The organism is Paenibacillus macquariensis (assembly GCF_900156375.1).
Taxonomy (GTDB): Bacteria; Bacillota; Bacilli; order Paenibacillales; family Paenibacillaceae; genus Paenibacillus_AQ; species Paenibacillus_AQ macquariensis.
This window is the reverse complement of the sequence record NZ_FTNK01000019.1, coordinates 23,272-48,290: the sequence shown is the minus strand read 5'-3', so window position 1 is coordinate 48,290 and position 25,019 is coordinate 23,272. Positions and strand designations below refer to the sequence as shown.

Annotated in this window: 20 protein-coding genes and 1 other annotated feature; of the genes, 14 read left to right on the top strand and 6 right to left on the bottom strand. The window is 41.4% G+C overall.

From position 1 onward, the window contains the following. Positions 1–89 precede the first annotated feature (89 nt). The 6 genes from BW961_RS24260 (at position 90) to BW961_RS24230 (ending at position 8,241) form a co-directional block, all read left to right on the top strand. Positions 90–1,382, top strand: coding sequence for a homocysteine synthase (locus BW961_RS24260; RefSeq protein WP_068590797.1), 1,293 nt, complete (start codon positions 90–92; stop codon positions 1,380–1,382). 199 nt (positions 1,383–1,581) lie between these two features. Beyond that, a complete protein-coding gene (locus BW961_RS24255; protein ID WP_068590795.1) occupies positions 1,582–2,784 on the top strand; it encodes a hypothetical protein in 1,203 nt (400 codons plus the stop codon). A gap of 370 nt (positions 2,785–3,154) precedes the next feature. Then, on the top strand, positions 3,155–5,062 hold the full coding sequence (locus tag BW961_RS24250) for a heavy metal translocating P-type ATPase (RefSeq protein ID WP_394327649.1): 1,908 nt from the start codon (positions 3,155–3,157) through the stop codon (positions 5,060–5,062). A 124-nt stretch (positions 5,063–5,186) separates the two neighbouring features. Beyond that, entirely contained in the window at positions 5,187–6,128 is a 942-nt protein-coding gene (gene trxB / locus BW961_RS24245; protein ID WP_068590793.1) for a thioredoxin-disulfide reductase, read from the top strand. Between the two features lie 79 nt (positions 6,129–6,207). Next, on the top strand, positions 6,208–6,444 hold the full coding sequence (locus BW961_RS24240) for a glutaredoxin family protein (protein ID WP_068590790.1): 237 nt from the start codon (positions 6,208–6,210) through the stop codon (positions 6,442–6,444). A 660-nt stretch (positions 6,445–7,104) separates the two neighbouring features. Further along, positions 7,105–8,241 carry a transglutaminase domain-containing protein gene (locus BW961_RS24230; RefSeq protein ID WP_068590786.1) on the top strand — a complete coding sequence of 379 codons (1,137 nt, stop codon included), beginning with the start codon at positions 7,105–7,107 and terminating at the stop codon, positions 8,239–8,241. An 86-nt stretch (positions 8,242–8,327) separates the two neighbouring features. Here the strand turns inward: BW961_RS24230 and BW961_RS24225 are convergent, their stop codons facing one another. From BW961_RS24225 to BW961_RS24210, 4 genes are all read right to left on the bottom strand, one after another. Then, a complete protein-coding gene (locus BW961_RS24225) occupies positions 8,328–9,929 on the bottom strand; it encodes an alpha/beta fold hydrolase (RefSeq protein ID WP_244556051.1) in 1,602 nt (533 codons plus the stop codon). Positions 9,930–9,962: 33 nt separating this feature from the next. Then, positions 9,963–11,063 (bottom strand): DUF1648 domain-containing protein, encoded by a 1,101-nt coding sequence (locus tag BW961_RS24220; RefSeq protein ID WP_068590780.1) that lies wholly within the window; start codon positions 11,061–11,063, stop codon positions 9,963–9,965. Then, complete coding sequence (locus tag BW961_RS24215; RefSeq protein WP_068590778.1) at positions 11,063–11,461, bottom strand: GntR family transcriptional regulator; 399 nt, start codon at positions 11,459–11,461, stop codon at positions 11,063–11,065. Before BW961_RS24215 ends, BW961_RS24220 begins: the two co-directional genes overlap by 1 nt. A 166-nt stretch (positions 11,462–11,627) precedes the next feature. Further along, complete coding sequence (locus BW961_RS24210) at positions 11,628–11,771, bottom strand: hypothetical protein (RefSeq protein WP_169810344.1); 144 nt, start codon at positions 11,769–11,771, stop codon at positions 11,628–11,630. 349 nt (positions 11,772–12,120) lie between these two features. After that, positions 12,121–12,358 (top strand) — a binding site (T-box leader). Between the two features lie 58 nt (positions 12,359–12,416). Between BW961_RS24210 and BW961_RS24205 the strand changes: the two genes are divergently transcribed. Further along, the gene (locus tag BW961_RS24205) at positions 12,417–13,775 is read left to right on the top strand and encodes an amino acid permease (protein WP_068590774.1); all 1,359 of its coding nucleotides are present in this window, start codon (positions 12,417–12,419) and stop codon (positions 13,773–13,775) included. Between the two features lie 106 nt (positions 13,776–13,881). Here BW961_RS24205 and acnA read toward each other — a convergent pair whose 3' ends face one another. Beyond that, positions 13,882–16,596, bottom strand: coding sequence for an aconitate hydratase AcnA (gene acnA, locus BW961_RS24200; protein ID WP_068590772.1), 2,715 nt, complete (start codon positions 16,594–16,596; stop codon positions 13,882–13,884). 334 nt (positions 16,597–16,930) lie between these two features. Between acnA and BW961_RS24195 the strand changes: the two genes are divergently transcribed. From BW961_RS24195 to BW961_RS24165, 7 genes are all read left to right on the top strand, one after another. Beyond that, positions 16,931–17,935, top strand: a complete 1,005-nt coding sequence (locus BW961_RS24195) for an amidase domain-containing protein (RefSeq protein ID WP_068590770.1) — start codon at positions 16,931–16,933, stop codon at positions 17,933–17,935. Positions 17,936–18,065: 130 nt separating this feature from the next. Beyond that, complete coding sequence (locus BW961_RS24190) at positions 18,066–19,157, top strand: D-alanine--D-alanine ligase (RefSeq protein WP_068590768.1); 1,092 nt, start codon at positions 18,066–18,068, stop codon at positions 19,155–19,157. Between the two features lie 48 nt (positions 19,158–19,205). Next, positions 19,206–19,526, top strand: a complete 321-nt coding sequence (locus tag BW961_RS24185; protein WP_068590766.1) for a hypothetical protein — start codon at positions 19,206–19,208, stop codon at positions 19,524–19,526. Continuing rightward, positions 19,523–20,524 (top strand): UV DNA damage repair endonuclease UvsE, encoded by a 1,002-nt coding sequence (gene uvsE / locus BW961_RS24180; RefSeq protein WP_068590764.1) that lies wholly within the window; start codon positions 19,523–19,525, stop codon positions 20,522–20,524. Before BW961_RS24185 ends, uvsE begins: the two co-directional genes overlap by 4 nt. Positions 20,525–20,639: 115 nt before the next feature. Next, positions 20,640–21,410, top strand: coding sequence for an enoyl-ACP reductase FabI (gene fabI, locus BW961_RS24175; RefSeq protein ID WP_068590761.1), 771 nt, complete (start codon positions 20,640–20,642; stop codon positions 21,408–21,410). A gap of 246 nt (positions 21,411–21,656) precedes the next feature. Continuing rightward, complete coding sequence (locus BW961_RS24170; protein ID WP_068590759.1) at positions 21,657–22,526, top strand: inositol monophosphatase family protein; 870 nt, start codon at positions 21,657–21,659, stop codon at positions 22,524–22,526. Between the two features lie 142 nt (positions 22,527–22,668). Then, positions 22,669–23,928 carry a stalk domain-containing protein gene (locus BW961_RS24165; RefSeq protein ID WP_068590757.1) on the top strand — a complete coding sequence of 420 codons (1,260 nt, stop codon included), beginning with the start codon at positions 22,669–22,671 and terminating at the stop codon, positions 23,926–23,928. A 42-nt stretch (positions 23,929–23,970) separates the two neighbouring features. Here the strand turns inward: BW961_RS24165 and BW961_RS24160 are convergent, their stop codons facing one another. After that, on the bottom strand, positions 23,971–24,960 hold the full coding sequence (locus BW961_RS24160) for a DMT family transporter (RefSeq protein WP_068590755.1): 990 nt from the start codon (positions 24,958–24,960) through the stop codon (positions 23,971–23,973). Positions 24,961–25,019: the final 59 nt, after the last annotated feature.

Here is a 25,019-nt window from a genome sequence, read left to right as displayed (position 1 = left end):
TTCAAATCTACTTATTTATGAGAAAATGTGGAAGTGTACAGTAAGTGTATTATACCATCATTACTATGATAGATAAGGGAGGATTCATCATGTCCGAAGAAAAAAGCTTATCGTTTGAAACCTTGGCAGTTCATGCTGGCCAGCAGATTGACCCTACTACGTTATCGCGTGCAGTTCCATTGTACCAGACGACATCTTATGGATTCCATGATAGTGAACATGCTGCGAATTTATTCGCGCTTAAGGAGTTCGGTAATATTTATACTCGAATCATGAATCCTACAACGGACGTGTTCGAGCAACGGATTGCTGCTCTAGAAGGCGGCGCAGGTGCATTAGCTACAGCATCGGGTCAAGCAGCGATTACATTCTCGATTCTTAACATTGCTGGAGCAGGTGATGAGATCGTTTCTTCGTCTAGTCTATATGGAGGAACGTATAATCTATTTGCTAATACATTAGCGAAATTGGGAATCAAGGTTCATTTTGTAGATTCTAATGATCCAGAGAACTTTCGTGCAGCGATTACGGATAAGACCAAGGCTCTTTACGCAGAGACGGTAGGTAATCCTCAAGGAAATATCCTTGATGTAGAAGCAGTTGCGAACATCGCTCATGAACATGGTCTTCCGCTGATCGTTGATAATACATTCCCGAGTCCTTACTTGCTACGTCCAATTGAACATGGCGCCGATATTGTTGTTCACTCAGCAACGAAATTTATTGGAGGTCATGGTACATCTATTGGTGGTGTCATTGTTGACGCTGGTAAATTCGATTGGAAAGCTAGTGGTAAATTTCCAGGTCTTACTGAACCAGACCCAAGCTATAATGGCGTAGTCTATACAGAAGCTGTAGGTCCTATTGCTTATATTATCAAAGCTCGTGTTCAATTGCTAAGAGACTTGGGTTCTTCGATATCCCCATTCAATTCTTGGTTGTTGGTACAGGGTCTTGAGACGCTTCATTTACGTATGGAACGTCATAGTGAGAATGCGCTTAAGGTAGCGCAATATTTAGAGAATCATGCTGACGTATCATGGGTCAGCTACGCAGGACTTGAAAGTCATCCTTCACATGAACTCTCTAAGAAATATTTACCTAAAGGTCAAGGCGCAATCCTAACATTTGGAATTAAGGGTGGTACAGAAGCGGGTCGTAGATTAATCGAGAATGTAAAACTATTCTCCCATCTGGCGAATGTAGGAGATTCGAAGTCACTGATCATCCACCCTGCAAGTACGACACACCAACAATTGTCTGAGCAAGAACAAGTAGCAGCTGGTGTTAAGCCAGAAATGATTCGTTTGTCCGTTGGAACAGAAAATATTAATGATATTCTGAATGATTTGGAACAGGCCATTCAAGCTAGCCAGAAATAAGTGAGTGTCACTTAGGCAATGCAGTCTGGTGTTCATTCATAGAAATTAATTCATATATGTTGGCGCTTTTCCTCTCCGGAAGGAGTGGGAAGTGCCTTTTTTTATGTATAAATGGGGAATGGCTGTATATTTTTAATATTGGCTTAATACGCTTATGTATGTTCGTTATTTCGATGTGAAAAGAGGGTGGACAGCGATTATGAACGGTAAAGAGGATCACTATCCTTACAGGGGAACAACAGGATGTTCAAGTATCGGCAATATGAAAGCGCTATACTCCCTAAGTGGTCAGGAGCAAGCTGTGGCTGAGAATGAACAGGGTTGGGTGCAAGTCGATGATTTGTTCCGAAGTGAAGGGGACCTTTACAGTACACTTGCTGATCATCTAGCTGTCAAAGCAAGTTCATTATCCGAGATGCGCTCACTTGTTGAGCTCGTTGAGATAGGAACTATATCTCGGGAAGAAGCAATAATGTGTATAGATACTGATTGCATTCGTACGATTGTAGGAGATATCGTCAATTCTGATCAAGGTTATGAAGACATGTCGCCCTTTCAGAAGTTACTCATATGGAGTGATCAAGTAAGAAGGTTGAAGGTATTTACTGAAGGGATAACTCTGAAGGAGATGTGGGTAGGGAAATTCAGGGGCGTTAGTGGGTTAGGATTAGTACGTTGTGAAGAATTATTGAAGGTAGAACACTTAAAGAGCATTGTTCCCAACGGATGGATAAATGATGAGAGAATCGCTGAGCCTCTGCAACGACGATTATTATGTCTGCTTCAAGAACAGTGGGAATCGATATTGCATGAACTTCAGGGTGTACCCGTGTCAATAAGCTTGATGCCGACATTCAATTTCCCAACCTACTCGTATTCTTCTGTTGGTATTCAAGATATTCAGATCGAAGCTTTATTTCGGGCGATGCGCGTGTGTGAACAACAGGGAATCGATTGTAACGTGGATATATTAGTGACACATCCAGCTAGTGCGGAACAATTTGCGAATGGTATTTATTTCATTGATCAAGTTGCAGAACAGACACTCGGACATATGCGCCGTTCAATTAAATATAGAGTAGGGGCATTAATCCCTTGGAATATCCGATCAGCCATTGCGTCAGATCTGGCACGTGTTACGAACTTATTGGTAGTGGAATGGGACGAAAGACAAGGGACCTCTCTGGTTGATTCAACAAACATAGGAATCTTTCATCATATTCGGCAGATTCATCCGTGTATTCATATTAGAGCCGTAGGGCATTTAACGAGTGGGGATCTTCCTGCGATCTATGCTCTCGGAATGGATCAGATTAGTTGTGATCCTCAGGAAGTACCGGTTATGCGCATAGCTGCGGCACAATTTGAATTAATGGTGAAAGTGATAGGAATTCATTTATAGATCTATAAGAGGGACCTGAAGGTGAGAACGTTGTCTGTGACACGTTGATCAACTTCAGGTTTTTTAGAACATATGAACAAATTTATGTTACATGGATATATTACTGCTTCTTGCGAGCGTAGAATGTTGCCTATTTACTTGGCATCTATAAAGGAATATAATACAGCTATAAAGTTGCCATAGGGAAAAATAATTGTATGTGTACAAGAAATGATTTTCATTCTCATTTACCATGCTGCTCCGGATACCCGGAGCAGCATGTGTCATTTTTAGGGAGATAATAATGCAATTCATTCTCAAGTGAAAGGTGATTAATATGGACAATACTCTGAAAGTTTTAACAAGGAAGGTGCCGTTTGTTGCGCGGAAAATGGGTAATCAGCCGAATCCTCATAAAAGGGGAAGATTTGATCTACGTAGTATGCTGCGCAATAAGGAGATGCTTGCTGCATTAGGAAGTGGATTGCTTACTTTATTAGCATGGTCAATCGGACATTGGGCCGAATACCTATCCGTTCTTATGTATGTTGCAGCCTATGCAATAGGCGGATGGACGACAGCACGAGAAGCGGTTCATACGTTAGTCAAGGAACATGAACTCGATGTGAATCTACTTATGATTGCCGCAGCATTGGGTGCAGCTACAATCGGTTACTGGAATGAGGGTGCTTTGCTTATCTTTATATTTGCATTAAGCGGCGCATTAGAGAGTTACACCATGGAGCGGAGTAAGAAAGATATTTCTTCGCTAATGGCACTGAAACCAGAGACCGCTCTAAAGATTGAGAATGGTGAGATGATTCAGGTAAATATTGAAGAGCTACAGATTGGAGATTTGTTTCTGGTTAAGCCCGGCGAATTGGTTCCAGCAGATGGTTGTATTCAACGGGGATTCTCTGCGGTTAATCAAGCATCTATCACAGGTGAAGCTATTCCTGTCGATCGAACGACTGGGGATATTGTCTTTGCCGGTACGCTCAACGGCGAAGGTGTATTGTATGTCGAAGCGACACAATCGGCTGAATCTACGGTGTTTGCCAAAATCATCAGACTTGTCGAGGAAGCGGAAAGTGAAGTACCTCAATCTCAGCGCTTTATTAAACGATTTGAATCGTTCTATGCACGTGTTGTAGTTACGGTAACGTTAGCGATCATCGTGCTACTACCTATCGTGCTTGGATGGAGCTTTGGAATGGCATTCTATAAAGCTATGGTGTTCCTTGTCGTGGCCTCTCCATGTGCATTAGTCTCATCGATTATGCCAGTTATGTTATCGGCGATCTCCAATCGTGCACGTAAAGGGATTCTCTTTAAAGGTGGAGCTCATGTGGAGAACATGGCGCTGACATCTGTGGTAGCTTTTGATAAGACAGGGACATTGACGATGGGAACGCCACAGGTGACAGATTTTATTGTGGATGAGCGTTACGAACGTGATGATTTACTTGCCATATGCGCCTCTGTAGAACAGTTATCTGAACATCCGCTTGCAAAGGCAATATTGCGAAAAGCACAGGGAGAGGGACTCCAATTGAAAGCTGTTGATAACGCTCAATCGTTGACGGGTTGGGGAATGTCTGCCGAGGTCGATGGAAGCCTGTGGAGAATTGGCAAATGTGATATTCTAGATGGTTCTACAGATAAATTGAACTCGATCTGGATAGATCAGAGAAGTCGCCTCATTGCGCAAGGGAAGACCGTATCTATTATAATGGAGGGTGATCAAGTAGCGGGGTTGATCGCATTACAGGACACGATACGACCACAGGCGGTACGAACTGTGCAATCACTGCAATCATTAGGTATTCGTGTAGCTATGCTTACGGGAGATCACCGAGATACAGCACAAGTCATTGGTGAGCAGATTGGTGTAGATTGGATTTATGCAGATCTTCAGCCGGAAGAGAAAGTTGCCCATGTCAAAGAATTAAGGGTGAGATATGGGCATGTGGTTATGGTAGGAGATGGCGTTAATGATGCTCCAGCGTTGGCTACGGCAACCGTTGGGATCGGTATGGGAATGAACGGAAGTGGTACAGCTTTAGAAGTAGCAGATGTCGTTCTTATGAATGATAACATTGAGGAGATTGCTAGTACCATCAAGCTTGCACGACGTGCCCAAAGGGTAATTAAGCAAAATATGGTGTTCTCGATCAGCATCATTCTAATTCTTATTATTAGTAACTTCATAGGAGATATTGCTCTTCCGCTAGGCGTGATAGGACATGAGGGAAGCACTATATTAGTGATTCTGAATGGGTTACGACTTCTCAGATGATCTGTAACAAATATGTTGACATATTGGTGTTTTTGAAACATAATAGTTACTAGATAATAATTATTATAATTAAGAATTTGAAATATATTTTACACACACTATTATTTTATTGGGGGAAGCCTATATGTACAAATCTATTATTGTTGGAACAGGTCCAGCAGGATTAACCGCTGCCATTTACTTGGCTCGTGCGAATATGAAACCACTCGTTATTGAAGGACCACAACCAGGTGGACAATTAACTACAACGACTGAAATTGAGAATTTCCCAGGCTTCCCTGATGGTATTATGGGTCCTGAATTGATGGATAACATGCGTAAACAAGCCGAACGTTTCGGTGCAGAGTTCAGAACAGGATGGGTCAATAGTGTAGAGCTAGAGAATCGTCCATTTAAGCTGAATGTAGAGGGAATCGGAGAATTAGTGACAGAAACGCTTATTCTTTCCACTGGAGCGACAGCTAAGTATCTAGGTATTCCTGGTGAGCAGGATAATATCGGACGTGGCGTAAGTACATGTGCAACGTGCGACGGATTCTTTTTCCGTGGGAAAGAGATTGTAGTTATCGGTGGCGGTGATTCTGCACTTGAGGAAGCCAACTTCCTGACTAGATTCGCATCCAAAGTAACCCTAGTTAACCGTCGTGAAGAATTACGTGCTTCGAAAATTATGCAGGATCGTGTTCGTGCTAACGATAAAGTAGAGTGGTCTCTGAATCGTACGCCACTTGAAGTATCTGCAGGTGAGAAGGGTGTCAATGGTCTTAAAGTGCTCAACAATCAGACAGGTGAAGAAGAACTGATTGAAGCAAGTGGAGTGTTTGTAGCGATCGGTCACCATCCGAATACAGCATTTCTAGGTGGGAAAATTACAACAGATGCGAATGGATATATTGTTGTGACACCAGGGACATCTGAGACAAATATCCCAGGCGTATTCGCTTGTGGTGATGTTCAGGATACGAAGTACAGACAAGCGATTACGGCAGCTGGTAGTGGCTGTATGGCAGCAATGGACTGTGAAAAGTATATTGAAAGCCTTGAATATAGCGAGGTTAAGATTTAATATAGCGAATGAGAGTACGTATGTTAGGCAGTATAAGGTTTGAAGAAGTAAGAACAGCACAAATAAAGGAGAGATTATCATGGAAAATGTTATCGTGTACACAAGTTCGAATTGCCCTCATTGTCGTCAGGTGAAAGGATATTTGGCTGACAAAGGGATTCAATATGAAGAACGTAATATTGAGACAAATGATGACTTCGCTCAACAAGTATGGGATATGGGACTTAGAGCTGTTCCCGTTACTGTTATTGGTGAACATAAGATCGTGGGTATGAATACGACACAGTTCAATAAAGCATTGAATCCAGAAGCTTAATTAATAAATGGAGAAAGGCTTCACCTTCCAATTAGAGGAGGGTGAAGCCTTTTTTTGTGTACCATAATAAGATAAGTTAGGTTAGGTTAAGATGTCATATGTTATATGACATCACTAGATGTGAAAGCTTGAATTTTAAGATGACCAACTATTCATTTAGCCTTGTCAAAAAAATATCAGCATGCTGGCTTGGAATACTACATACGTAAGTACACCTGCAAAGATTAGCGTAAATCCGGACTTACGCTTGGCTTGGAAGAATCGCAAGATGGCGAGGCTGAATAATGGAGCAATCACCAGCAAAAATAATAATACAGTGATGAACATTTGTGCCGAGATATTAGAAGTATCAACGTAGGTCAAGGAACCTCTCTCCATTTCATAAATAATATGACTAAAATCACAATCGTTATTTCTATTATAACGAAATTCTTCCGTCGTGACGCTATAAAAGAAGGCGAAAATGCGAATTATAGTTAAGTCATTCCTGCAAATGGGCAACGGTGGAGAAGTGAAAACGGTCGGATAAGGTAGCAAGGGGAATTTTCATTTATTCTACGCATATATTTAAATATTGGAGATCGAGGATTGTGTTATGGAAGGAGAGACGACGTATGTTACAATATTTGTGTGAATTCAGTAGAGAAAGGCAGGGTATGCATGAGAGAAGGTCGCTATCGACTTGTAAAAGTGCTGCTAATCGGAATGTTAATGGCGGTTGCAGTTCCACGAACCGTGAACTTTGAGCAGGCCTTTGCTGCTACCAAATCTACTGTGGTGAGATCCGTAAGTGACATTCAACAGATATTACTAGAAGCTATGAATAACACTCAAGTGAATGTTACCTTTGTATACAAAGGCAAGACGAAGGCGCTTAAATCGCAATTGAAACAAGCATTAGATCAGGCGATGGAGAGCGATCCATATATTAATTATACGATTTCAAGTTATGGTTATTCATATCGTGGTAGCCCTAGTGCCGCAGATGTTACGGTTAAACTCAGTTACCGCGAGACGGCCCAAGAAACGGCATATGTGGAGAATCGGGTAAAGAGTGTACTGAAGGAAATCATTGTTCCAGGTATGAATGATCATGAGAAAGTCAAAGTAATCCATGACTGGATTGTTACCCATCTTCAATATGATAAGACGTTGCAGAAATATACCGCATATGAGGGACTCAGTACGGGAAGTGCAGTGTGTCAAGGTTATTCCCTTTTGACGTACAAAATGCTGAAGGAATCGGGTATACAGAATAAAATCGTAGAGGGGACTGCTACACCAGAGGGTAGTCGCACTAGCCAGCTACACGCATGGAATTTAGTCCTCATCTCGGGTAGTTGGTATCACTTGGATACAACTTGGGATGATCCGGTTCCTGATCAGAAGAACGTTGTGGGCATAGAATATTATCTGCGTAATGATAAACAGATGCGTAAAGACCATACATGGTCTAAGCCGTATCCAGAAGCTACCACACTATATAGAAATACACTAGCGGCACTTGTTCAAAAGGGAGGAAATAAAACATCCTTTTATAAGAAGTTGGTGAAGGATCTTCAGTATCAGCTCTATGAGAAAAGTGAGATTGTATCTTCTTCTTTGCAATTGAAAGCGAAAGCTAAGGACACTATACAACAAGGCGACAAGTCGATCGTATTCCGGTTTCATGGTGATGAAGCTACATTGATCGAAGCTCTCCAACAGTTATACACGCTTAATATCAAGGGGATATCCTATAATCACAGCCCCTTCGAAGAGACCGGAGATTTGAAGGTCGTTGTTACTTGGAAGTGAAAGAGAGTTATATGTGAATATGCAAAGAGAGAAGGGCATAGATTCTGCTCTTCTCTCTTTGTGTATTATTGAAAAAGGTTCATCAATTATTTGCTCTTCTTAATCCATGCTGCAATATCGTCAATAATATTCGATGATACGTTAGAAGGCAGCGCATATTCTTGACCTGTAGAAACACCACTGTATGAGTTAAGAAGATGTGTCACGTTAGGATAAGATTTATATTCCACGTCATGCCTATTCTTCAACTCACTTTTCCAAGCATTAAATTCAGAAATAGGGACCTGAACGTCATTCTCCCCTTGTATCACTAGCATAGGCCCACTTTGTTTCTTGGCGAGATCAGTTGGTTTATAATCTCTTTGTTCGAACCACCAATAGGCAGGCTGAATTGGGAAATTCTCAGGTAAATGGTCGACTGAATATTGTGGGTCGTTTACGGTTGAAATAATGGATGACCACATAGCAACTTGGGCTTCATAAGGTGCAGTATCTTGGCCTAATACTTTCATACGACTAGTGATTTCTTTAAGTTGAACCGCTAATACATCAACATATTTTGAACTTGGTCCAGCTAAAAGAATAGTACCTGCGATATCACCACCAGTATCGGCGGCAACAATTAGTGGCATCGCGAATCCACCTTGGCTATGACCTGCGACATAGATGTCAGAAGATGCAATCATAGGATTTGATTTCAATAACGCCACAGCAGAGATAGCATCATCTACAGTTTCATTCTTTAACGTAAATTTAGGGTTGGTTGCGACCTTAAAGGTATGCTCATAAGTTACCTTATCATATCGGAGAACAGCTATCCCCTTCGCAGCGAGGCCGACGGCAAGATCACGTAGTGGCTTGGCACCGCCAGTTGACGAATCTCGATCGCTAGATCCAGAGCCGTGTACCAGCACAAGCGCAGGAAAGGGACCTTTGCCTACTGGCATAGACAGCGTTCCTGGTAGTGCCAACGTACCACTTCCAACGGTGACTTCTTGTTCCGTATAGGTTGCTGGATTGTCATAAGAAGGCTTCTGATAAGTTGATGGGGTTGCTGGAGCAATATTCAAATCATCGATTTGTCCTACTTGGTTCAGGCGTAATGTGATACTGAAGGGAATGATGTTGGACTTGATGTTGTAAGTTACATTTCTATGAACAGCATTTGTTTTCTCCGACTTAAGTGGCTCTTCAATCGATTTACCATACGCTTTTTCAGAGCTTGCCCATAACGTATCTAGCATTTGTGTAGGTAAGGTCTGTTTCAACGTGGGACTCAGATGTTCAGCAGCTTTGGCACCATTTCCGGCTTGTAACTGATTGAAGAACAGATCTGCGGTATCGGTAGATACTGTTTCTTTACTAACGAATACGTTCGTAATGAATTCCACAGGCATAACGGCTTGATTAGAAACAATGCGAAGGGGTCCAGTTAAGGCGACAGATTTACCATTCACGATTGCTTGTGAATTGCCTATGGTAAGTATCAACGTTGTTGTGTCCTTGGTGAGAGTGATTTTGTGAGAAGTTTGATCCCATTTCACTTCAGCGCCAAGATTCTTCGCTGTTTCACGAACAGGTGCGATTGTTTCCTTCTGCTGTGACGCGGCTGAGACCGATGCCATAGGAATTGCTAAACTTAATGCGATAGAAGCAAGTGTGATGGAACGTATTACTTTGTTTTTCATAATCATTCTCCTTGTTATAATATCAAGCCACACTTAGCTAATAAATAAAGAGACAACAATGATGATAGCTGTAGTAGCGAGTAAGATGATCCAAGCCATAGGTCTAGCGAAATTGACTGTCCAACCGATACCCATACGTTTCTCAATCCAGATGGATGGATCCTGAGGATTATAATAAATGCCACCGAGCTTCCAGTGGGAGTCATCGTTGATATGTTGTGTACTTGAACCCATGGAAGGTTTGCCAATACGGCTACCTCCTTGACCCGTTGTGAATGCAAGGACCAATGCACCTATGATAATGATCGCAGTTATGAAAAAGCTGACTAGGGAGAGTATCTGTACATTGAGCTCGAATAACATATTCAGTTGGATGAAAGAGAATAACAGCACCATAAGAAGTCCAGTGATGATCATAAATAGTGACGATCTACGACGGAATGCTGTATTTTGTTTGATTGAGTTCTCTGGATGATCAGAGCTAAGTTGCTGTTTACTCTGCAGAATAGTCACGTTAATGAACATAAATAAACATGTCATCACGAATTGCATGAGGTTAAGACCCATTACGCTTGTATAGGATTTAGCTACACTACGGGTCACGTTACCTTGAAAGTCGAACTTCATTGCTAATGTATCTGGGAATAGGTTGTAATACTTAAAGGCGAGTATGGCACTTAAGATGGTTATCAAGAAATGAATGATAAACCACTTATTGGAGAAGATTAGTTTGTTGCGTCTAAATCCGGTATCGACAGCGAGGATGGTTGATTTAGGGATGGAAGCTATCGGATGTTCCAATTTATATTTCTTCATCTTGTAGTAAAACATTAGATTAATGATCATTGAAATCACAACAAGGGATATGACAGAGATTCCGATGATCGTTTCTTGTTGTAAAGCATCACTGAGAGAAGATCCGACGAGACAGAAGAAAAGTAACAGCGTGTAAAGGATGGAACTAATGAAGACATACCTTTTGCGTAACGCACGTAAAGGTTCACTATAGTACATATCTGTACTGACCGATATGCCGAAGCTTACGGTATCTCGAGTGAAATAAGGCATGAAGATGAGAGACACTGAAATCGGAAGAAACATGAGAATCAGAATAAGATTGGAGATCCAATACATTAGGCATTCCCCTTTTCATTATGCATAATTTCTTTGTGAATTTGTTCGGTAACTTGAAGCAGTTGTTCCTTGGTCATTCCACGACATATGGCTTCGGCGATGATGGGTCTTAATTGGTTATGTTGTTTCAATTCATACTCTGGCGTTACTAAGGGCATAGCATCTGGTTGAATAACGACACCCTTTTGACGATGAATTTGGATGAAACCCTCTTGTTTGAGAAGATTATAGGCTTTGTTCACCGTATGTAGGTTGACGCCAATATCGGAAGCTAGACCACGGACAGAGGGGAGAGCTTCCCCAAGCTTTAGATCTCCACGGGCAATACCTTCAATAATCTGATTCATAAGTTGCGTATAGATTGGAACATCGGACTGCATATCTAGTTGAATAATCATGTAAGTTCCACCTCCTGCATCTGTTATAATACAAATATAACAGATAGTACTTGGGTTGTGAATTGTGAATGTAATAAATATACAATTAGCACCTCTGCATAGATACAGAGGTGCTAATTAGTCGTTTATTTGTGAGTGCATACTTTAGTTCACTCTATGTAGTTGGTTACGTTTGTTTGGCCATTTGCTGATTGAGAATATCTTGGAAGCTCTTCTTGGGTTCGTTAGAATTTTCTTTCTTAGAGGGACTCATTATCTGTGGGCGGTGGTATTGAGGATGGTAAGGCATAATGTAATTAATGTTCAGCATAGTGATGATTCCTCCTATGTGTTCATGATAAACGATTTTTACGCTATATCTTTCTATACCCGATTCAACCATTCTCAAACAGTTATTTGTGATTGTATGTGAGTACTCTAAGTAGTCGAATTTTGGTTTGTCTAAAGATAAGCTTAAGACTGCCGCAGCCTACATGAAGTGCACCCCTTAATAGGCATTGGATAAAACCTTGGTTTTTCTTATGTGTAGCGGTTATAAGAACCTTTTCCAAACTTCGTATGATGCTTCTATTTTTATTGTAAAATGAAAAATTGACAGAAATAATACAGGTCTGTATAATACTGAATAATAAATTAAAACTTGATTAGATATAATTTTAAGAAACGCAAAGATTAGGAGTAGTAAAAGCTCATTATTTGGTGGAGAGAGCTGCGGGTTGGTGCAACGCAGTCCGATAATACTTTGAACTTGCCTAGGAGTGGTAAGGTAAATAGAATTGACGGACTATTATTCTATTTGCTTTAACGATTAACCTTCGTTACAAGGTTTTTAAGTAGGGTTCATGTAGAACCAATTAGAGTGGTACCGCGGTTTGCTAAGGGCATATCGTCTCTTCTTTCATTTGATGATGAAGGAAGAGACGATATGCCCTTTTTGATTTTAGGAGGTAAGAGGATGGAAAACGACAACCAGAAATTACAGAGAACAATGACCTCACGTCATATTACGATGATGGCATTAGGTGGAGCCATTGGTGCAGGATTATTTAAAGGAAGTAGTGCAGCCATTGATATGGCGGGTCCATCAGTAATTATTGCATACTTACTTGGTGGTATTATTCTGTTATTTGTTATGCAAGGTCTAGCGGAAATGGCAGTCCGCAATAGCGATGCAAGAACCTTTAGAGATTTAGTGCAATCGATTCTAGGGAAATACCCCGCTTATTTTCTAGATTGGATTTATTGGAAGATGTGGGTTTTAAATATTGCAGCTGAATCAGTGGTTGCGGCAATTTTTCTTCAATATTGGTTGCCAGATTATCCGATTTGGATACTTGCATTATCCGTTTCCATATTAGTTACAGCTATTAACTTGTTATCAGTGAAAGTTTTTGCAGAAACGGAATATTGGCTTGCGTTAATTAAAATTACCGTTATTGTGGTGTTCATCATAGCAGGATTAGCATTGTTACTTGTAACCCTTGGTAATCATACAGCTGTTGGTTTTTCTAACTTAACGGATCACGGTGGGTTCTTACCGAATGGACCAACAGGCTTAATTACTGCAATGCTTGTTGTTATCTATTCTTATGGGGGCACGGAAATTATCGGTATTACGTTAGCTGAAACGAAAAATCCTGAAAAAGTGGTGCCAAAAGCTGTTCGCAGTACATTAGTACGAATTATTTCCTTCTATTTATTGCCTTTCTTAATTATCGTTAGCTTAATTCCTTGGAATGAAGTAAACGGGGTACCAGAGAGTCCGTTTGTGATGGTATTTAAAATGATCGGGATTCCAGGTGCAGACCATATTATGAACGCTGTTGTTTTACTCGCGATTATTTCATCAATGAACTCTGGATTATATGGCTCATCACGTGTTCTGTATACACAAGCTGTGGACGGGCGTATTCCTAGAATCTTTGCACATTTATCGAAAAAGAAAGTTCCAGTGTATGCCATATTGATGTGTACGTTAGCTTTATATATGGGTGTAATTATTTCTTTATTTGCAGGAAGTAAAACCTTTGATTTCCTAATGGGTTCACTAGGATACACCGTATTATTTATTTGGTTAATCATTGCGGTTGCGCATCTGAAATCACGTAAAAAAAATCCAGAAAGAACAAGTGTTTATGTGGTAAAATGGTTCCCCTATACAACTTGGGCAGCTATTATTGCTTTGAGCGCGATCCTTATTGGTATTATTTTTACAACATCTATTATCGTAACAGGTATTACGTTAGCTATTTATATCTTCATTACGTTAACTTATATATATAAAGGTCGTTTTCATGAAGATGAAGCTAAATAGTAAATTATCTAAACACTTTTTATTGCAAAAACGGAGCCCCATGAAGATATCTTCATGGGGCTCCGTTTTATATTTTATAAAAGATAAAAGATAGATTATTAATGAATTACCCGTTCTTAATCATTTCACGTAGAACGGTTTGAAGAATTCCACCGTTATGGTAGTAATCCACATCTACGGTACTATCAAGACGAGCTGTAACTGTGAAGTCAAACTTCGTACCATCTTCACGTGTTGCTGTAACCGTAACTTCTTGGTTAGGTTTAATATCATTGTTCACGCCAAGGATATCGAAGGTTTCACGACCATTTAGACCAAGGCTCTTCCAGCTGGAACCATCTTGGAATTGTAATGGTAGAACACCCATACCGACGAGATTGCTACGGTGAATACGTTCGTAACTTTCAGCGATAACAGCTTTGACGCCAAGGAGAGTAGTTCCTTTAGCAGCCCAGTCACGTGAACTACCAGTTCCATATTCTTTACCTGCGATGACGATCAGGTTCTGTTTATGGACTTGATAATCCATAGATGCATCATAGATGGACATAACTTCGTCCGTTAATAGATTTGTAGTTACGCCGCCTTCTGTGCCTGGAGCAACAAGGTTGCGAATACGAATGTTGGCAAATGTTCCTCTCATCATCACTTCATGGTTACCACGACGGGAACCGTATGAGTTGAAATCTTTACGATCTACGCCATGATCTTTCAAGTAAAGACCTGCAGGGCTAGATGGTGAAATATTCCCCGCTGGTGAGATATGGTCAGTTGTAACCGAGTCACCAAGAAGTGCTAATACGCGAGCAGAGCGAATTTCTTGAATGTCCGTTAGATCACTGCCAAGATTCTCGAAGAACGGTGGATTCTGAATGTATGTGGAATTATCATCCCATTCATACAGTTCACCTTCTGGTACAGGAATGTTGTTCCAACGCTCATTGGCAGTAAATACATTCTCATATTTCTGACGGAACATTTCAGGAGTAACTGCCATTGCAATAGCTTCCTTAATTTCCGCTGAAGTAGGCCAGATATCTTTCAGATAGACAGGCTCATTATTCTGATCGTAACCAATAGGATCATTTTGTAGGTCAATATTAACTGTACCTGCAAGAGCGTAAGCTACAACCAATGGTGGAGATGCTAGGTAATTCGCTTTAACTTGAGCATGTACACGACCCTCAAAGTTACGGTTACCTGATAGTACAGCAGCTACAGTTAGATCGTTATCTGAAACCGCTTGGGCCACCTCATCTGGTAGCGGGCCAGAGTTACCGATACATGTTGCACATCCGTACCCAGCAAGATAGAATCCAAGAGCTTCGAGTGATTCAAGTAGTCCAGCTTTCTTCAAGTACTCGGTTACAACGAGTGAACCTGGTGTTAAGCTGCTCTTCACATAACCTGGTTTCTTCAAGCCACGTTCAACGGCTTTCTTCGCAAGTAGTCCAGCACCTAACATAACGCTTGGGTTGGAAGTGTTCGTACAACTTGTAATTGCAGCAATAACGACTGCACCCGTTCCAAGTTGGCTCACTGAACCATCGGTATGTTGAATGCTTACAGTTTGCTCGATTTTGCTATCGCTAAGGCCGTATCCACCTTTATCAACAGGTGTACGCATGATGTCATTGAAGGCATCCTTCATGTTCGTCAATTCAATACGGTCCTGTGGACGTTTCGGTCCAGCTAAGCTAGGTACGATAGAAGCCAAATCTAGTTCAATAATTTCTGTGAACTCAGGGTCTACTGTATCTACCGTACGGAACATATCTTGTGCTTTATAATAAGCTTCAACAAGCTCAACTTGTTCATCAGGACGTCCAGTAGTTCTTAGGTATGCCAAAGTTTCATCGTCTACTGGGAAGTAACCAATGGTAGCGCCATATTCTGGAGCCATATTAGCAACGGTAGCACGGTCAGCTAGGCTAATGTTAACTAAGCCTGGGCCAAAGAACTCAACGAATTTACCTACAACACCTTTTTTACGCAAGATTTGAGTTACAGTAAGAGCTAAATCTGTTGCAGTTGCACCTTCAGTTAGGCTACCTGTGAGCTTAAATCCAACGACCTCAGGCATAATGAAATACAACGGTTGCCCAAGCATTCCAGCTTCTGCTTCAATTCCACCTACACCCCAACCAACAACACCAAGTCCGTTGATCATCGTTGTGTGTGAATCCGTTCCTACAAGGGAATCAGGATAGACTACAGTCTCACCATCAATAGTCTTAGTTGCAGCTACAGAAGCAAGATACTCAAGATTGACTTGGTGAACAATTCCAGTTGCTGGTGGAACAGCACGGAAGTTATTGAAAGCAGTTTGAGCCCAACGCAAGAAGCGATAACGTTCCTCATTACGTTCAAATTCAACTTCCATATTATATTCTAGTGCGTCCGGCGTTCCGAATGCATCTACCATAACGGAGTGATCGATTACGAGGTCCACGGGTACAAGTGGATTGATCTTCTTAGGGTCTCCGCCAGCTTTCTTCACGGTGTCACGCATGGCAGCAAGATCGACCACGACAGGTACACCCGTGAAATCTTGAAGTACAATACGAGCGGGAATAAACGGAATCTCTTTACTTTCGTCACTACCCTTATTCCAATCAGCAAGCTGTTGGATATGCTCTTCTGTAATTGCTCGTCCATCGAACTGACGGACAGCAGCCTCTAGTAATACTTTAATGGAGTAAGGGAGGGTTGAGATACTACCTATTCCTTGTTCTTGTAAAGATTGTAGGCTGTAGTAACGATAGTTCTTGTCACCAACTGTTAGATTGCGAGCGGTAGAGAAATGATCTTTTCCTGACATACACATGATCCTCCTTGTTTGTATAAAACGCTTCTTGTTTCACTAGGTGAAACGCAATTTCATAATTTGATATTTGATTTAATTATACCGTTTACATAGAAGCTAGTAAAGAAGTTTTTGACTCTATTTGGAGTTCAGTTCTCAAAAATACGCAGGTGTGAACTACGTAGTTCATAACGTATTTCTGATACATCATTAATGAAGCAAGATCTAAATCCAAATCGAATGCAAAGCGTTTATATAGGCAAGAGAATAAATGGATAGTGCAAGGATTACGCTCATATATTGAAATATATAGGTGTGTACAATTTGCAATAAAGGGAGAATTGATCTTATGGAGCAGGAATGGAAGCAAGTCCTTTTTACTTTTGTTAATCAACACAATCAATTTCAGATCGATGATCGGGCAGAGACGAGGTACCAGATCGTAACGGATTTAACATATTTAATGGAGAGATCGGAACGAACACAAAGACTGGGTGATTGGTATAAGTTACGAGATGCTCAGCCAGTACGAAGTGAGACAAGGGCGACACTGTTACGAACGATTCATGAATCGCCTCAAGAAGTGGTTGTAGATATACAACTTCATTCGCATCTTTTTTATACGAAGGGTGGGATGACTCATCGAGAAGATACAATACAGCGGCAACGACTTACATTTATTCGGGATGGAGAGGAATGGGTCATTGTTTCGGTAGAACAGTTGACTACTGAACATCACCCTCTCTCACAGAATGTATTATCTTCTAAGGGAACGGAAGAAATGTATGGCGGAGCTACGGGACCCTATTTAAATGCAAATATATTGGGAGGTGGAGCAGGGCGTCGTTCTTCGAAGTATCGCAGAGAGGATGCTGTTGCTTATGCCGATCAGTGGTGGGATTCAGAGAATCCAGAATTCACAGCTTTTGATGTCAATTGCACGAATTATATCTCGCAATGTCTCTTTGCAGGGGGGGCTCCAATCCACTATACTGGTAACAGAGCTACAGGATGGTGGTACAAAGGATATCTTAGTGGCAAGGAATGGTGGAGTTATAGTTGGGCGGTATCAAACAGCTTAGAACAGATGCTAAGAACGAGCACTTGGGGACTGAGAGCAGAAGTCGTTGATCGGGCGGAACAACTTATGTTGGGTGATGTCATCGTCTATGATTGGGATGGCAATGGCAACTATGAGCATAGCACTATTGTGACAGCCTATGATGCGGGTGGAATGCCCTTAGTAAATGCTAATACCGTAAGTAGTCGGCACCGTTATTGGGATTACAAAGATTCCTATGCGTGGCAGGAGAATACGAGGTATCAGTTCTTACATATTCCAGATGTGTTCTAGGTATATAGATTGAACTAAAGTGTGCGCTCACAAGTTCAATCTTTTATAAAGAGAATCATGGGGGCTCGTCTTTAGTTCAATCTATATAGATGAGATAAATTAAATTATATATGGCAGAAAGAGGTTAGGCATGAGTAAATCTACAGTAGGTGTTGTATATGGCGGTAAATCGGGGGAACATGAGGTTTCATTACAATCGGCTTTTGCGGTGATGAACGCTTTTGATTACAATAAATATGAAATTATTCCATTCTATATTACGAAGCAAGGCGAGTGGCGCAAAGGGGAGCTAAGACAGGCCCCTTTTGAACGGATTGAAGAGCTTAAGCTTGAGAATAATGTTGAGGGAACACAGGCTGCATTAAGTGTGTTATTCGCTCGATTAAATGGAAACGGCGAATCTGCCGTGAAATTGGATCTTATGTTCCCAATCCTTCACGGAACCTTTGGGGAAGACGGTACGATTCAAGGATTATTCGAAATGGCTAATATACCTTATGTTGGTGCAGGGGTATTAGCTTCTGCTGCAGGGATGGATAAGGTTGTTATGAAGAAGTTGTTTGGCGAAGCGGGGTTGCCGCAATGTGGTTATCGTTATTTCACACGTAGCCAATGGAAGCGTGATAGCTATGATCTTGTCATAGGTGTGGAAGATCATTTGGGATATCCATGTTTTGTTAAGCCGGCTAATTTAGGATCTAGCGTAGGCGTTTCTAAGGCGAAAGATCGTGAAGAACTCACAAAAGCTGTTGAATTCGCTTTCCGTTATGATACTAAGGTCATTGTTGAAGAATTTGTAGATGCTAGAGAAGTTGAAGTTAGCGTTCTAGGAAATGATGAACCTATGGCTTCTGTTCCGGGTGAGATTGTATCCTCAAGTGAGTATTATGACTACGCTGCTAAATACACGGATGGTCAATCACAGATGCTGATCCCAGCACCACTAGATTCAGAAATGGCTGATCGTATTAGAGAAGCTGCTATTGTGGCTTTTCAAGCGATCGAAGGTTCTGGCATTAGCCGTGCTGACTTTTTCGTTCGTAAATCAGATGGGGCTATCTTCATCAACGAATTGAACACGATGCCTGGATTTACGCCTTACAGCATGTATCCGCTATTGTGGCGGGAGACAGGATTAAGTTATGCTGCTTTGCTAGATCGTATGATTGAATTGGCATTAGAACGTTACGCCAGCAAGCAGGCACTGGATTACAATAACTAATCTGTAGTTCAGCCCCTTGATCTTGATAATAGAAAAGAGGAATCTGGTATGGGTTTTCAGACGGAATTCAATTCAGTATGTAAGTTTAAGAGCGAGCAAGAACTATATGAATTAATGGAGTATGGACGCGGTAAAATGGTAAAGAAGGGCTTTCGCGTTTATCCTACAGGACAGAAAGTTATTGCTTACACGCCTGATAATGTAGCCATAGCCATCGTTAAGCTTGTTGGATGCATCGCTGAGATTAACTTTCAGGGAGACGAAGTCACGGAAGTAGAGATGGAATTCATTCGCAAATTGAATCCGGAAGAATCCCGTATTCAGACAGATCTGGCGTATGAGATGTTCTTTAGTGAACAAAAAGTATGATTGTCCGTTTCGGATATGTAGCTATGTCTATGGTGGTGCAGAATGCATCGCCTTCCAAGACGATGACAATGGCAAGCTTTATTAAGTTAGCGGATCGTGACGCGGCGCTTCGAAAGTTGGAACGAATTGCTCAGGAGAATTTACACAATACGTTAAGGCTTCTGAAACATTCTGTTGCGCACGATATCAAAGTATATCGATTCTCTTCTAAGTTAGTTCCTTTAGCGACTCATCCGGACCTTGCGGATTGGAATCCTATGGCTATACTACAGGATTCATATGCTGAAATAGGAGATTTTGTACACAAACATGGTATGCGGGTTTCCTTTCATCCAGACCATTTCACCGTACTAAGTACGCCACGTCCAGATGTATTAATTAGCTCCGTGCGTGATCTACAACATCATGTGGCTATGCTTAAAGCGATGGGACTGAGTGCCACTGCTAAGAATAATATTCATATCGGTGGGGCATATGGGGACAAGCTCACTTCGGCAGCACGGTTTGAAGAACATTGTTCACAATTGAGTCAGGATATTAAGGAACGGTTGACGCTTGAGAATGATGATAAGACATTCAATGCGATCGAGACGTTGAGGGTATGTCAGAACACAGGGTTACCTATGGTACTAGATATTCATCATCAATGGGTAAACAATGAAGGAGAACGTCCTTGGGAGTTATGGCCAGATATTCTTAAGACTTGGCAAGGTTCACTTGCACAAGCAGATACGCTACCAGGTATGCCACTTGCACCTAAAATTCACGTATCTAGCCCAAGGAGTGTTACGGATATAAGGAGCCATGCTGATGGTATAGAGATTGGCCCTTTGCTTGATTTCTTGAGGCATATCTCGAGGGATACTCAACATTTGGATGTTATGATTGAGGCTAAAAGTAAAGATGTTGCATTGTTTGATCTGATGAAAGATATGAAAGAGAACATATCTGAAGGGGTAACGATTCTGGATGAAGCAAGCATCGAGATTCTTACCTAACTTAATAAGGGAATCAAACACTTGAAACACTAGGTGAAATAAGGTATTTTGAAATAAAAATACAAATCTCGGTAATGATGATTACTTTGGGGTTCTTGAAGGGAGATAACGATAGATGGGTAAGTTGTTGGAAGGGAAAAATGTAGTTGTGATGGGTGTCGCTAATGATCGGAGCATCGCTTGGGGAATTGCTCAGAGCTTAGCAGCCGAAGGCGCGCGCCTTGCATTTACATATGAAAGTGAACGGGTAGAAGGACGTGTACGTAAATTAGCGGACACGATTCCGAACTCGTTGGTTCTTCCTTGTGACGTTACAAACGATTCAGATATCGATCAACTTACGGAGACGCTTAAAGGGGAATTCGGTGTAATTCATGGGATTGCGCACTGTATTGCTTTTGCCAAAGGTGAAGATTTGGCAGGTCAATTCTATGAGACTTCAAGAGATGGTTTCGCTCTAGCTCATGATGTTAGCGTGTATTCGCTCGTTGCTGTCGTACAACGGCTACAGGCCCTTATGACAGAAGGTGGTAGTGTCGTGACACTAACGTATATGGGGTCTGTACGTGTAATGCGTAATTATAACGTAATGGGTGTGGCTAAGGCTGCATTGGAATCTTCTGTTATGTATTTGGCTAATGATCTGGGGGAGCGTAATATTCGTGTCAATGCGATTTCAGCAGGTCCAATTCGTACTTTAGCAGCTAAGGGTATTGGAGACTTTAATGTTATGCTGAAGGTTGTTGAGGAGAAAGCGCCATTGCGTCGCGGAACAGATACAGCAGAAGTAGGAGACACAGCGATGTTTTTAATGAGTCATTTGTCACGTGGAATAACGGGTGAGGTTATATATGTTGATAGTGGATATCACATTGTTGGGGTATAGACCTTTGACTACATCAACCCTGAATCACTACATCACTTAAATGTGAACAATATCAAAGTTCGTTCTTGTTCCAAGCCCAAGAAAAGGCGCGGCTAAGGACGAACTTTTTATTTGATATTGATAATGGATGATATAATAGAATACGAAAAGGGCTATAAAAGCATCATTTAGGCGAAACTTTGAACAAGGAATGACGTATACTTGTAAAATGAAGATATGAACTGCTAGATTTATAATAGAAAGTAGATGATTGCTTTGAACCAAGAGGATAAAGTACCTTATGTCGTGACAAGCAAGGGCTACACTGCAGTTGCTATTAATGCGGCAGCAAAGGTTGGGGAATGGATCAAGAGTAGAGTAGGCACGATAAAAGAATTAGATACCAAATTCTCTCCTCAAGATTTAGTGACGGAAGTCGATAAAGGCGCAGAGCAAATGATTCGCAAGCTTATTCTGACGCATTTCCCGGATCATGCTATTCTTGGTGAAGAGGGTGTTGAGCCAGGACCGGAAGCTTCTGCTCTGGCTTTGAATGAGTCATTACAAGAAGAATACTTATGGATTGTAGATCCTTTAGATGGTACAACGAATTATGTACATGGTTATCCATTCTATGCGGTTTCGATTGCCCTTGCTCACAAGGGAGAAGTCATTGTTGGCGTCATTTATGACCCTAATAAGGATGAGTTGTTTGTGGCTGAGAAAGGCAAGGGAGCCTATGTACATGGTAGGACCACGAGCGTATCGAATGAAGAGACACTCGCAACAAGTCTTCTAGCAACAGGGTTTCCAGCGGATCAGAATTTTGCATTGCCTATTAATATGGAAGGACTTCAGCATTTAGCGCCGAAGGTTCGTAATATTCGTTGCAGTGGTTCAGCAGCATTACACTTGGCTTATGTTGCAACAGGAAGAATCAGCGGATTTTGGGAAATTGGACTGAATGCATGGGATCTAGCGGCAGGTGTGCTATTGGTGAAGGAATCTGGGGGGATCGTTACGGACACTCTTGGTCGTCCTTATGATTTAAGTGTAAGGCACGTTGTGGCTAGTAATGGACATATTCATAATGAGTTGGTTGGTTCTCTGAAGGAAGCGGGAGCAACCGGATTGTAGAATCATGGTATTGAGCCTAAAGAGCAATTTCCTTGAATTTGGGAAATGCTCTTTTTTTGTGTGCGTTAGTAATGGTAAAATAAATGAATCGGGATTCGTTGGAAAATAAAGGAATCGAATTAATGCAAAGGGAGTTGGGAAAATGCATCAATGGAAAAAGTGTATTTCGGTTGCGACCGTAGTAGTCATGCTATCAACTGTATTGATAGGTTCTGTAAGTGCGTCTGCAGTTACACAGGGACAGGAGGCTGAGTCGAAATCCTATCGGATTGTGGCACTAGGTGACTCTATTACGGTTGGCTATGAACCTAAAATGGATTTGAACAGCAAGCCCTACGGTTTCGTAGAGCGTTTATATGAGCAGGGGCTATTTCATGGCAGAACAACACTATCTAATTATGGAATATTAGGTTTGAAGGGCGCTGGGTTAGAGCATTTTGTTGAAGCAGCCAAACAAGGGCAACCTATCACCGCAGATGCCATTCAAGCAGAGCTTGTTGATCCTAGAGCTGGGGAGATTGGGGCTTCTGCAGTTCAATTGAAATCTGATATTGCCTCAGCAGACCTTATTACGATTACGATTGGTGGAAATGACCTTAGACCTATTGTTGAAAGTGCGTTAGCACCGGGAAGTGCTGACTTCACTTCAAGCATGGAGAACTTATTCACATCATATATCACTTCAATGACATCGGTTATTGGTAATTTACATGAATTGAACTCAGATGCTCTAATTGTGGTTGCAGATCAATATCAGCCGATACCTGCGATCGCAAATCAGGCGATGTATCCCAAGTTGCTTGCAGCTTCCGATAAATTCACAGGTGTTGTAGATAAAATGGCAGCCAATTATCAGAGTCAAGGGGTTAATGTGAAAATCGCGCATGTAGCCAAAGATTTTGTCGGCGGCGAGGGAACCATGACCCATATCATTGCGGACAGAGATATTCATCCTAATCAACTTGGATATGAGGCAATCGCTAAAGTATTCGCAGAGACGGTCTGGGGGGAATACCGTAAGCCTAGCATTATTGATAAAACCCTACCTATGACGATTGTGGTGAAGGGTAAGGAACTAAATACAGCTTATAAACCTGTTCTACGTAATAATCAGAATTTCGTAGCGATTCAAGATATTGTTACTGCTGTGGGTGCAACTTCTAAATGGGATAGTCTTACTTCCAGTGCTACAATTACCTATGGCACGCGAACGGTCATTATTAAGATAGGTTCCACAAGCGTAATGGTTAATGGTCAATCGGTGCCTACAGATACACCAGCATTTTTATACAAGATAGGCAAAGAGGATAAAACGTATGTTCCGTTAGCATTATTAGCATCAGGATTAGGTCTAGAAGTAGAATTCAGTTCTAAATTAAGAACAGCTTTTATTAATCTATAAGGGCTGACTTTTTTGAAAAGAACAGTAGGCATAAAGGTGAAATTATCCTTGGTCTACTGTTTTTTTATTTGTCGGGACTATTTCAGCACTCATCGTCGGTTTCGTACTATCTATTGTACCGCGCTTATTCCCAAGGAAGTTAGTGCCGAGCACACCTAGAATAATCATCACGGCACCAATAACATGATAGTAACGTAATTGCTCGTTCAGGAACAGGGCACCTGCTGCCATAGATACAAGTGTACAGAAATTACTGAATACGCTCATTTTAGAAGCTTCAATTCGTGAGAGTGCGAAGCTTGAGAGTAATGTTGTAACCATCGTTGAGAGTATGCCGAGATATAGTAATGCACCAATATAACGGATGTCTGCTAGTGGCTGAAAGAATTCATTCAAAGATCCATCAATACTATGTCTTCCTACAGCCATAATATTAAATAGGATAAAGCCAACGCCGAGCGTGATGTAAGTTAGTTCCATCGGTTTAAAGGTACGAGTCAATGGTCGTGCAAGTACACTGTAGCCAGCGAACGAAAGTGCTGAGAGGAGTAGCAAAGATATACCTTGGAAGTTACCCGAACCTAACAGAGAACCACCCTTCATAGCGAAGATGAAGATGACACCAGCTACGGAAATGAGCAGAGAAACCTTTTGTAGACCGCTGCTTCGTTCTTTGAGGAAGTATGAGGCAAGTAACAATGTAAAGACAGGCACGGATGCCTGAATAATTCCAGCCTCAGATGAGGATGCATTCATAAGTCCGAAAGCTTGGAATGCGAAGAATAAGACTGGAGACAACAAAGCAAGGCGAACAATTGGCCACAGGTCTTTCCGTTTAATACGTACAGGCATCCAGCCGAAGATTACAGGAATACTGGCAGCAAAGAAGGAAAGGGCGAATCGATGCGCTAACACATCTAAAGGATGTGCTGTGGAGACCGTCATTTTAACAAATAAAAAAGAGAATCCAATAATGATGGCATATAGAAATGCAGCCAGATAGGCTGGGCCATTCTCACGTGTAGTATTCATGTATAACCCTCCAATGTGTATAAGTGATTAACTAATGTATTCAATATACAGGAGCATTG

Bases quoted from the DNA above. Each gene is read 5' to 3' on its own strand.
- BW961_RS24205 (WP_068590774.1), top strand. From the start codon at position 12,417: ATGGAAAACGACAACCAGAAATTACAGAGAACAATGACCTCACGTCAT.
- BW961_RS24170 (WP_068590759.1), top strand. From the start codon at position 21,657: ATGATTGCTTTGAACCAAGAGGATAAAGTACCTTATGTCGTGACAAGC.
- acnA (WP_068590772.1), bottom strand. From the start codon at position 16,596: ATGTCAGGAAAAGATCATTTCTCTACCGCTCGCAATCTAACAGTTGGT.
- BW961_RS24210 (WP_169810344.1), bottom strand. From the start codon at position 11,771: ATGCTGAACATTAATTACATTATGCCTTACCATCCTCAATACCACCGC.
- BW961_RS24185 (WP_068590766.1), top strand. From the start codon at position 19,206: ATGGGTTTTCAGACGGAATTCAATTCAGTATGTAAGTTTAAGAGCGAG.
- BW961_RS24255 (WP_068590795.1), top strand. From the start codon at position 1,582: ATGAACGGTAAAGAGGATCACTATCCTTACAGGGGAACAACAGGATGT.
- BW961_RS24220 (WP_068590780.1), bottom strand. From the start codon at position 11,063: ATGTATTGGATCTCCAATCTTATTCTGATTCTCATGTTTCTTCCGATT.
- BW961_RS24195 (WP_068590770.1), top strand. From the start codon at position 16,931: ATGGAGCAGGAATGGAAGCAAGTCCTTTTTACTTTTGTTAATCAACAC.
- uvsE (WP_068590764.1), top strand. From the start codon at position 19,523: ATGATTGTCCGTTTCGGATATGTAGCTATGTCTATGGTGGTGCAGAAT.
- BW961_RS24215 (WP_068590778.1), bottom strand. From the start codon at position 11,461: ATGATTATTCAACTAGATATGCAGTCCGATGTTCCAATCTATACGCAA.
- BW961_RS24250 (WP_394327649.1), top strand. From the start codon at position 3,155: ATGGGTAATCAGCCGAATCCTCATAAAAGGGGAAGATTTGATCTACGT.
- BW961_RS24260 (WP_068590797.1), top strand. From the start codon at position 90: ATGTCCGAAGAAAAAAGCTTATCGTTTGAAACCTTGGCAGTTCATGCT.
- trxB (WP_068590793.1), top strand. From the start codon at position 5,187: ATGTACAAATCTATTATTGTTGGAACAGGTCCAGCAGGATTAACCGCT.
- BW961_RS24160 (WP_068590755.1), bottom strand. From the start codon at position 24,960: ATGAATACTACACGTGAGAATGGCCCAGCCTATCTGGCTGCATTTCTA.
- BW961_RS24240 (WP_068590790.1), top strand. From the start codon at position 6,208: ATGGAAAATGTTATCGTGTACACAAGTTCGAATTGCCCTCATTGTCGT.
- BW961_RS24165 (WP_068590757.1), top strand. From the start codon at position 22,669: ATGCATCAATGGAAAAAGTGTATTTCGGTTGCGACCGTAGTAGTCATG.
- BW961_RS24190 (WP_068590768.1), top strand. From the start codon at position 18,066: ATGAGTAAATCTACAGTAGGTGTTGTATATGGCGGTAAATCGGGGGAA.
- BW961_RS24225 (WP_244556051.1), bottom strand. From the start codon at position 9,929: ATGAAAAACAAAGTAATACGTTCCATCACACTTGCTTCTATCGCATTA.
- BW961_RS24230 (WP_068590786.1), top strand. From the start codon at position 7,105: ATGAGAGAAGGTCGCTATCGACTTGTAAAAGTGCTGCTAATCGGAATG.
- fabI (WP_068590761.1), top strand. From the start codon at position 20,640: ATGGGTAAGTTGTTGGAAGGGAAAAATGTAGTTGTGATGGGTGTCGCT.